The 8,292-nt window shown below is 23.5% G+C and carries 10 protein-coding genes and 2 tRNA genes; 7 read left to right on the forward strand and 5 right to left on the reverse strand.

What is annotated here, in order from left to right:
- Positions 1-241: 241 nt before the first annotated feature.
- The 5 genes from MBCUR_RS09755 (at position 242) to MBCUR_RS09775 (ending at position 3,931) form a co-directional block, all read left to right on the forward strand.
- On the forward strand, positions 242-553 hold the full coding sequence (locus tag MBCUR_RS09755; RefSeq protein WP_067092792.1) for a nucleotidyltransferase domain-containing protein: 312 nt from the start codon (positions 242-244) through the stop codon (positions 551-553).
- The gene (locus MBCUR_RS09760) at positions 546-869 is read left to right on the forward strand and encodes a HEPN domain-containing protein (protein WP_067092794.1); all 324 of its coding nucleotides are present in this window, start codon (positions 546-548) and stop codon (positions 867-869) included. Before MBCUR_RS09755 ends, MBCUR_RS09760 begins: the two co-directional genes overlap by 8 nt.
- 474 nt (positions 870-1,343) lie before the next feature.
- The gene (locus MBCUR_RS09765) at positions 1,344-1,937 is read left to right on the forward strand and encodes a winged helix-turn-helix domain-containing protein (protein ID WP_067092796.1); all 594 of its coding nucleotides are present in this window, start codon (positions 1,344-1,346) and stop codon (positions 1,935-1,937) included.
- A 146-nt stretch (positions 1,938-2,083) separates the two neighbouring features.
- Complete coding sequence (gene thiH / locus MBCUR_RS09770) at positions 2,084-3,223, forward strand: 2-iminoacetate synthase ThiH (RefSeq protein ID WP_067092797.1); 1,140 nt, start codon at positions 2,084-2,086, stop codon at positions 3,221-3,223.
- A gap of 42 nt (positions 3,224-3,265) precedes the next feature.
- The gene (locus MBCUR_RS09775) at positions 3,266-3,931 is read left to right on the forward strand and encodes a thiamine phosphate synthase (protein ID WP_067092799.1); all 666 of its coding nucleotides are present in this window, start codon (positions 3,266-3,268) and stop codon (positions 3,929-3,931) included.
- Between the two features lie 137 nt (positions 3,932-4,068).
- Here the strand turns inward: MBCUR_RS09775 and MBCUR_RS09780 are convergent, their stop codons facing one another.
- Positions 4,069-4,602 carry a flavodoxin family protein gene (locus MBCUR_RS09780; protein ID WP_067092800.1) on the reverse strand — a complete coding sequence of 178 codons (534 nt, stop codon included), beginning with the start codon at positions 4,600-4,602 and terminating at the stop codon, positions 4,069-4,071.
- 425 nt (positions 4,603-5,027) lie between these two features.
- On the opposite strand from MBCUR_RS09780, the gene MBCUR_RS09785 reads away from it, so the two are divergent.
- Positions 5,028-5,864, forward strand: a complete 837-nt coding sequence (locus MBCUR_RS09785; protein WP_067092802.1) for a fumarate hydratase — start codon at positions 5,028-5,030, stop codon at positions 5,862-5,864.
- A 61-nt stretch (positions 5,865-5,925) separates the two neighbouring features.
- On the opposite strand, the gene MBCUR_RS10505 is transcribed toward MBCUR_RS09785, so the two are convergent.
- The 4 genes from MBCUR_RS10505 to MBCUR_RS09800 form a co-directional block, all read right to left on the reverse strand.
- Positions 5,926-6,078 (reverse strand): hypothetical protein, encoded by a 153-nt coding sequence (locus tag MBCUR_RS10505; RefSeq protein WP_157077743.1) that lies wholly within the window; start codon positions 6,076-6,078, stop codon positions 5,926-5,928.
- A gap of 264 nt (positions 6,079-6,342) precedes the next feature.
- Positions 6,343-7,119, reverse strand: coding sequence for a hypothetical protein (locus MBCUR_RS09790; RefSeq protein WP_067092804.1), 777 nt, complete (start codon positions 7,117-7,119; stop codon positions 6,343-6,345).
- Between the two features lie 155 nt (positions 7,120-7,274).
- Positions 7,275-7,347 (reverse strand) — tRNA-Thr (locus tag MBCUR_RS09795).
- Between the two features lie 54 nt (positions 7,348-7,401).
- Positions 7,402-7,484, reverse strand: a tRNA-Leu gene (locus tag MBCUR_RS09800).
- Between the two features lie 380 nt (positions 7,485-7,864).
- Here MBCUR_RS09800 and MBCUR_RS10165 point away from each other — a divergent pair.
- Complete coding sequence (locus MBCUR_RS10165; protein WP_084269719.1) at positions 7,865-8,032, forward strand: 4Fe-4S dicluster domain-containing protein; 168 nt, start codon at positions 7,865-7,867, stop codon at positions 8,030-8,032.
- Positions 8,033-8,292: the final 260 nt, after the last annotated feature.

The following is an 8,292-nucleotide window of genomic DNA, read 5'->3' on the forward strand; positions in this document are numbered from 1 at the left end:
TTTTAAAAACTTTTATATTCATTTATTTCTCAATCTAAATAATTACAATATATATTTTTTTAATAATAAAATTATTAAAGATTATTTTAGAAATTAAAGATAATAACAACTTATATTTATGAAATAGGTTGATATTTCAATAGTCATTAATTAGAATCTTTTCTTTCAGGATTATAAAAGGAAAAATTTAAATATTTATTAATTAATATACTTACATAATATTAATTCTGATGGTGTTGAAATGGACAGGAAACAAATAGCTATTGAATTTGCTCAAAGCTTAAATCATCCAGAGATAGAAAAAATTATTTTATTTGGATCTGTTGCTCGTGGAGAAGATAATAAAAACTCTGACATAGATATATTAATTTTAACTACAAATAAAGAAGATAAAAACATAATTAGTGACGATGTTTATGATAAAGTCTGGAATATTCTAATGAAAACTGGACAATATGTATCTGCTAAAATAAATAATATTAACCAATATGAAGAACAAAAAAAATTCTCTTTTTTTAAAAATCTTGACAAAGAGGGTGTTATAATTGGATAATGCTAAATTAGAATTTAACAATGCAATAGATGCTATTAAAGACTTTAAAATAGCTTTAGCCAATAAAAGGTATAAAAATTCAATAAATCGCTCATATTATGCTGTTTTTCATGCAGCAAAAGCATTATTACTAAAAAAAGACATACTTACAAAAAAACATGATAGCACAATTCAGCAATTTGGATTAGAATATGTAGTTAATGGAAATTTTGACCAAAAAATAGCTAAAATAATTAATAGATTAGAAGAAGACAGATCCGAGGCAGATTATGCAATAAATTCAATATTCACTGAAAAGATGCAACATACAATTTAGAAAAAGCAGAACTTTTTATAGATGAATGTAAACGATTTTTATGAAGAAAAAATCATTATATTCCATAACATAAGAAAAATTTAATTTTTACAAAAATTGAAAAAAACATTGACTGAAAAAAGCGATATTATTAATTTATCCAGATTGAGGGTATAATGACATCTGATGCAATGCTGTCAACTTAAGAAAAATTTTTTCAAAATTTCATTAGTTTCATTAAAAAAATTGAAATTGTGATAAATGAACCTTTCAATTTGTAATGTTTCATCAAATTTATATTAATAATTTCTTAACTTGACAGAAATTGTATTGGATAAATGAAATTTTTAAAATTTAAGTTTTAAAAGATTATTTTTAAGTTAAATTCTTATAACTTTATATTTTATTTCAAATTATAATAAAAAAATTGAACTAAACTATTCCTTCCACTATTGTATACAATATTTATACCCTATTGTATACAGCATTTATACAATGAAATATAAACAATTAGTTATGTTGGAAAAGATATTTGGTTCAAAAGCTAGGGTAAAAATATTAACCCTTTTTTCATTAAACTATAATGAAGAATTTTATCTTCGAGAAATTGCTAGGATTGTTAAGTTGAATGTTAATTCTGTTAGAAGGGAGTTGAATAACTTAGAGGAATTTGGTTTTTTAAGCTCTGAAAAAAGAGATAGGTTAAAGTATTATGTGATAAATAAGGACTTTCTTCTTTGTGAGGAAATAGCTAATATTTTTATTAAAAGTGAAGCTAATGGAGAAATTATAAAATCTAAACTAAACAATATTGATGAAATTGAAACTGCATTTATTTATGGAAATTCATTATTTAGCAATGTACATGAAAATGTTGATTTGTTATTAATTGGAAATGTGGAAGAAGAAATTATAATTAAAGAATTAAATAAAGTAGAGAAAAAGATTTCTCGTAAAATTAATTTTAATATTCTCTCTCAAAAAGAACTTAATCAAAAAATAAAAGAAGAAGATATTTTTATTAGTGGAGTTCTTAATAATTCAAAAAAATTTATTATTGGAGAATCTTCTGATTTAATATTAGAATAATTTTATTTTTTTTGTATATAATGTTTATACAAACTTTATATTCCTCTAAAATTTAATGCTTCTATTTTTATAATTTAATAAATATATATAATAAATAAAAATAATGTATACTACTATTTATTATGTTTATTATTTATTGTGTTAAAATGTCTAAAGATAAATATTTAAAAGATATGGAAGTCATTGACTCTGATTTAATGGAAAAAGTATTATATCATATGGATAAATTTAATCCAGAGAATTTTAATGAAAATGATGTCAAAATAGCTATTAAAAAAGAAAATTTATCTATTAAAGATTTTCAAGCATTATTGTCTCCTGCTGCATCTAATTTTATTGAAGAAATGGCTCAAAGAGCTAAAGTTGAAACTTCAAAACATTTTGGAAACTCAATATCACTTTTTACTCCTCTCTACATTTCAAACTACTGTGAAAATCAATGCATTTACTGTGGCTTTAACTGTAAGAATAAAATTAAAAGAGGAAAACTAAGTTTGAAAGAAATTGAAGAAGAGTTAAAAATAATTTCTAAAACCGGTTTAGAAGATATTTTACTTTTAACTGGTGAATCAATGTTTAAAAGTGATTTAAAATATATATCTGAGGCTATTAAATTAGCATCAAAATATTTTAGATTGGTTGGTCTTGAAATTTATTCATTAAACACAAAAGACTATAAATACCTACATGAATCTGGTGCTGATTATGTTTGCATTTATCAAGAGACTTATGATAAAAAACAATATGCAAAATACCATTTATCTGGACCTAAATCTATTTATGAACATAGGTTTAATTCACAAGAGAGAGCCATTCTTGGTGGGATGAGAAAGGTTGGATTTGGTTCTCTTTTAGGCTTAAGTGATTTTAGAAAAGATGCATTTGCAACGGTAATACATGGATATTATTTACAAAGAAAATATTCTAAAGCTGAGATTTCTTTTTCATTTCTTAGACTTAGACCATTTATTAATAATATTCCAGAATTAAACAAAACTATTACTGAAAAAGAGTTGTTGCAAGTAATTTTAGCCACAAGAATTTTTATGGCATTTGCAGATATTACAGTCTCAACAAGGGAAAGATCTAAGTTCCGTAACGGTGTTGTTGGTATAGGTGCAACAAAGATTTCAGCAGGAGTTAATGTAGGTGTAGGAGGACATGAAACAAAAGAAAAAGGAGATAAACAGTTTGAAATATTAGACAAACGTTCAGTAAAAGAAATAGAATGGTTTTTAGAAAAAAATGGCTTTCAATCGGTTTATATTGACCATATCTATTTATAAAGAATTTAAATTAATACAACGATTTAAAATAAAAGGGATTTTATGTTAATATCCATTACAAATCGAGAATTAACTAACGGGGATTTTTTAAAAAAAATTGATGAAATTGCTAAAGGAAACCCATATAAAATCATTTTAAGAGAAAAAGATTTAGATAAAAATGATTATAGTAATTTATTAAATCAAGTAATACCAATTACCAATAAATACAATGTTGATTTAGCTATTCATAGCCATATTGACATTGCAAAATCTCATAAGATTAAAAGCATACACTTACCTTTCAATCAATTTAAAGAAAATTACGAGAGTTATGAAAGCTACGAAAACTATGAAAATATAAACAATAGCTCTAAAACATATAATAAACATTTAAAATATTTTGATGCAGTAGGTGTTTCTATCCATAGTATTGAAGAAGCAGTCTATGCTGAAAATAATGGGGCAAATTACATTATTGCAGGTCATATATTCCCAACAGAGTCAAAAAAAAGACTTAAAGAAAAAGGATTAAAATTTTTAGAGGAATTAAAATTTGCAACAAAGATTGATATTTATGCAATTGGTGGAATTAATATAAGCAACCTTGATTCTGTTTTAAAAACTGGTGTTAAAGGAATAGCTATTATGTCCGATTTAATGCAATCAAATACACCTTATCAAAAGATTTTAGATTATAAAAATCAATTTAAAAAAAAAAGAAATTAAAAAAATTAAATTAACTTTTTTTAAAAAAAAAACAAGGTTTAAATATAATTCTTCTAAAAATCTAATTAATTATAAATCATATTTATAAAGAATGAAAAAATTTTAAGAAAATAAAAAAAAGATTAAGATCAACACTATTATAAATTAGCACCAATTTCTTTAGCTTTTTCTAGAAATTCTTTATTTTCCTCTAAATTTTCAATTTCAGGAATTCCATAACCATGAATGATATCTATAACTTCAAAACCTATATTTCCTAACATATTAGATTGTGCTTCAATGTAAGGCTTGTAAAGAGTCTCATCAGGATTAGCCTGTACATAGACCAAAACTAATTTTGTATTAATTCCTTGATTGTTGACTATTGAGTAAAATCTATCAATAAAAGTTTTAAGTTGTGCAGTAACCTCACTAAAGTATATTGGTGAACCAACAACAAATACATCACTTTCATCTATTGCTTTAACAATTTCTACATAGTCATCTTGGTATTTACAAACACCATTTTCTTTACAGTAGTAACAAGATTGGCATGGTTTAATACTTAAATCATTGATTCTGAATAACTGGGTTTCAGCACCATTTTCAGCAGCAGAATTTAATACTGTATTAATTAAAGTATCTGTATTACTATCTTTACGTGGACTTCCACTAACACCTGTGATTTTCATAATATCTCTCCAAAAATATTTATTTTAAAAAGAAGTTAAAATTCAAAAAAAAATAAACGAAATGAACTATTAATGTTTTATTTGTTTTAATAAAAAAAGCTTTCTAAAAAAATTTTTATAAATATAAAATAATTTTATTTAGATAATAATTTAACTTAAAAATTTAACTTAAATATTTAGAAATATGCTTAAAAATATAGTTAAAATTTTTAAAAATATGGTAATTTGAATAAAATAAGTTAAATATAAATAAATTGTTAAAAATTGATTAAATATGAATAAAATAAGATTAAAATATAACTTAAGAATAATTTTATAAGAGAGTAAAAAATAGTGTTAAACTTTTTAAATTTCAGAAGTGGAACATAGGAATATTTTTTAAAAATTCGTAAAATTTTTATAAAATAAAAAGATAAATATTAACAATGATTAGTCAAAAAACAATTGAAGAAGCAATATATAATATTTATAAAAAAGCAGCCATTGAACTTCCTGATGATGTTACACATTCAATTCAAGAAGGATTAAAAAATGAAGAAAATGAATTAGCTATTTTAAATCTTCAAGCTATTTTAAAAAATATTGAACTTGCAAAAGAGAAAAAAATACCTCTTTGTCAGGATACTGGCTTACCTATACTTTTTGTTAAATTAGGGAATGTAGAAGTTGAAAACCTTTATAAAGGAATAGAAAAAGGAGTTTTAAAAGCAACTGAAGAAGTTCCTCTTCGTCCAAATATAGTTGATCCAATAACACGAAAAAATACAGGCACAAATACTGGGCTTAAAATTCCAATAGTAGATATTGAATTAACTGATGATGATTTTATAGAATTTACAATTTTACCAAAAGGATTTGGATCTGAAAACAACAATAGACTTAAAATGGCTCTTCCTGGAGAGGGAATAGATGGAATTAAAGAATTTGTAATTGAAACTGTGAAAATGGCTGGAGGAAAGCCCTGTCCACCAATAGTAGTAGGTGTAGGAATTGGTGCAACAAGCGATTATGCCTTAAAATTAAGTAAAAAAGCTATTCTTTCACCTATAGGCATTAAAAATCCAGATAAACAACTTGAAGAGCTAGAAAATGAACTTTTGAATGAAATAAATAAATTAAACATAGGCCCTATGGGTTTAGGTGGAAAAACAACAGCTTTAGGTGTTAAAATATTAAAAGCAGACACTCATACTGCAGGTCTCCCAATAGCTGTAACAATTCAATGTTGGGCACACAGACAAGCTACAATTCGCTTAAAATAATATAAGTCCATGTAAAATAAGACAGAAATTTTTAAAAATAAATTATAATTTTTAAAATAATTTAAACCTTTTTCTTATTAAAATTTAAAATAAATATTGTTCTTGCATCAATATTAGCTGCTCTATCAACAGTTTTTTCTAAAAATTTTGCAATAAAAATTAGATTGATATAATGGTTAATGGTATCTTTGTAGATTTTCTTTTTTAAGTCCATAGTGTGTTCTTACGAGCTTATGTTCTGATATTTATAAATTTATGTGGTTTTGTATAAATTCGTCTTTTTGGATTAAGGATCGTTTTTATTGCAAGTCACTTGTTTTATTGTTTAAAAAATAATAAATAGATAATAAAAGATAATAAATGACTAATATGTAATAAAAGATAATAAATGAAATAGATAATAAAAGATAACAAATGACTAATATGTAATAAAAGATAATAAATGACTAATAGATAATAAAAGATAACAAATAAATAATTAATCTTTTTTGTGTATAAAAGAATTTTTAAGAATTTTTTCTTCTTTTTCTGAAACATTTGAGCTAATAACATTGTTCAATGAATTATTTTTAGGTATATTATTATTCTTATTACCATCATTGTTACAATTATCATCAGATATAGAATTAATCTTAGACATTGAGCCATTTGATATTGAATTGTCTGAAAATTTGTCTGTTTTATGTTTAAAATAAAATTCCATGGATTGAATAAATATGGATATAGTAATAATACTTAAAATAAAAATAATAATTAAAGAAAAGTAAAACTTATATTCAACAAATACAGGACCTAGTTTAGATATTAAATCAATATCACTATCCACTAAACCCCAAATTAAAATAAAAATACCAACAAAAACAATAATTATTCCATGTATCCATTTGATTTTTTTCCTTTCGGCTAAAGGATATAATCCTAAAATTATTAAAGCAATTCCCATTACTCTAAACAAATTTTGATTTGTGATTTCCTCTAAAAATCTAAAAATAAATCCATATTCCATTAAATGCAACATATAGATTGATTCTATCAAAATAATTATGATTAAAGGAATTATATATATTATTCTTTCTTCTAAAAGATTAATGTTTTTCGATTCAAGGGGTTGTTTAAAAAACTGTGAACTAAACTCCATTATAATGGCTGCAAGAACTCCACCAATAATTGTTCCAGTAACCCCCAAAAAACTTGTAGTTAAAGCAACAATACCTCCCATAATTCCTGTTGCAACAACAACATAAGTTTTTCCCATATTATCACCAAAAATGTTTAAAAATATTCCACAGCCATCAATAATGAAAATCTTAAAAAAATAAAAAAAAATAAAAAGAATTAAAAATGATTAAAAAGAATTAAAAAGTAATAAAACCCGTTAAAAGATTAAAAAATTAATACAAAAAAGAATAAAGCCTTAGGGGGGATTCGAACCCCCGACCTATACCTTACCAAGGTATCGCTCTACCGGCTGAGCCACTAAGGCATTGATAGGATATTGTGAAAGTTTAATAAAAAAAAGTATTTAAAATTTAAAAAGTGCATGGGAAGGGATTTGAACCCTCGAAGGTCTACACCAAAGGATCTTAAGTCCTTCCCCTTTGGCCTCTCGGGCACCCATGCATGTGATTAATCTACACTAATTTTAAAAAAAATCTATTCAACTAAACCAACAAATTTATTAGTTAAACAAAATATTTTAGTATAGCATAAAGATATAAGTTTTTTATCTTATATAAACATTACTATTGTTGAAAAAAATTAGAAAAGAATTTAAGAAAGATTAATAAAAGTAAACAAAAAATATGATAATTAAAATAAACAAAAAAATATTAAAATTTAATAATATTTAATAATATTTAATGATATATCTAATAATTCTTAAAAATAGAAAAAAAATATAAATATTATTTAAAATATAAAATAATTGAGCATAAAATGTTCTATTTTATTAAATTAGAGAAAAAATTAAGTAAATATGAAAATAAATAAATGGTGAAAATTTGAGAGTAGAATCAAGTGAATGTGGTAAATGTGGTATATGTATCGACTTTTGCCCCTTAGGATTAATAGAAAAACAAGGATTTAAAATAGTAATTCATGAAGGGTGTACAGACTGTAAAGAATGTCTTGCAGGTTGCCCTCTTGGTGCAATAAAATTCGATAATTAAGCAGTCCAAAACAGATAAATTAAACATTCATTAAAAAAACTATTAAAAAAATAATGGGAGTGTCTCATAAGTCGCTTTTTTAGAATTTTCATGAAATTAATTTCCATATGAATCTTTTAAATATTAAATAATCGATAAAATATGTGTTAATAACTATAATAAAATAATTATATTATTTAATTCAATTTTAAAGAATTTATATTATTTTAAATTTAAATTATATGTTTTATAAATATTATTTTTAAAAAATAAAACAATGT

It is taken from the genome of Methanobrevibacter curvatus, from assembly GCF_001639295.1.
Lineage (GTDB): Archaea > Methanobacteriota > Methanobacteria > Methanobacteriales > Methanobacteriaceae > Methanoflexus > Methanoflexus curvatus.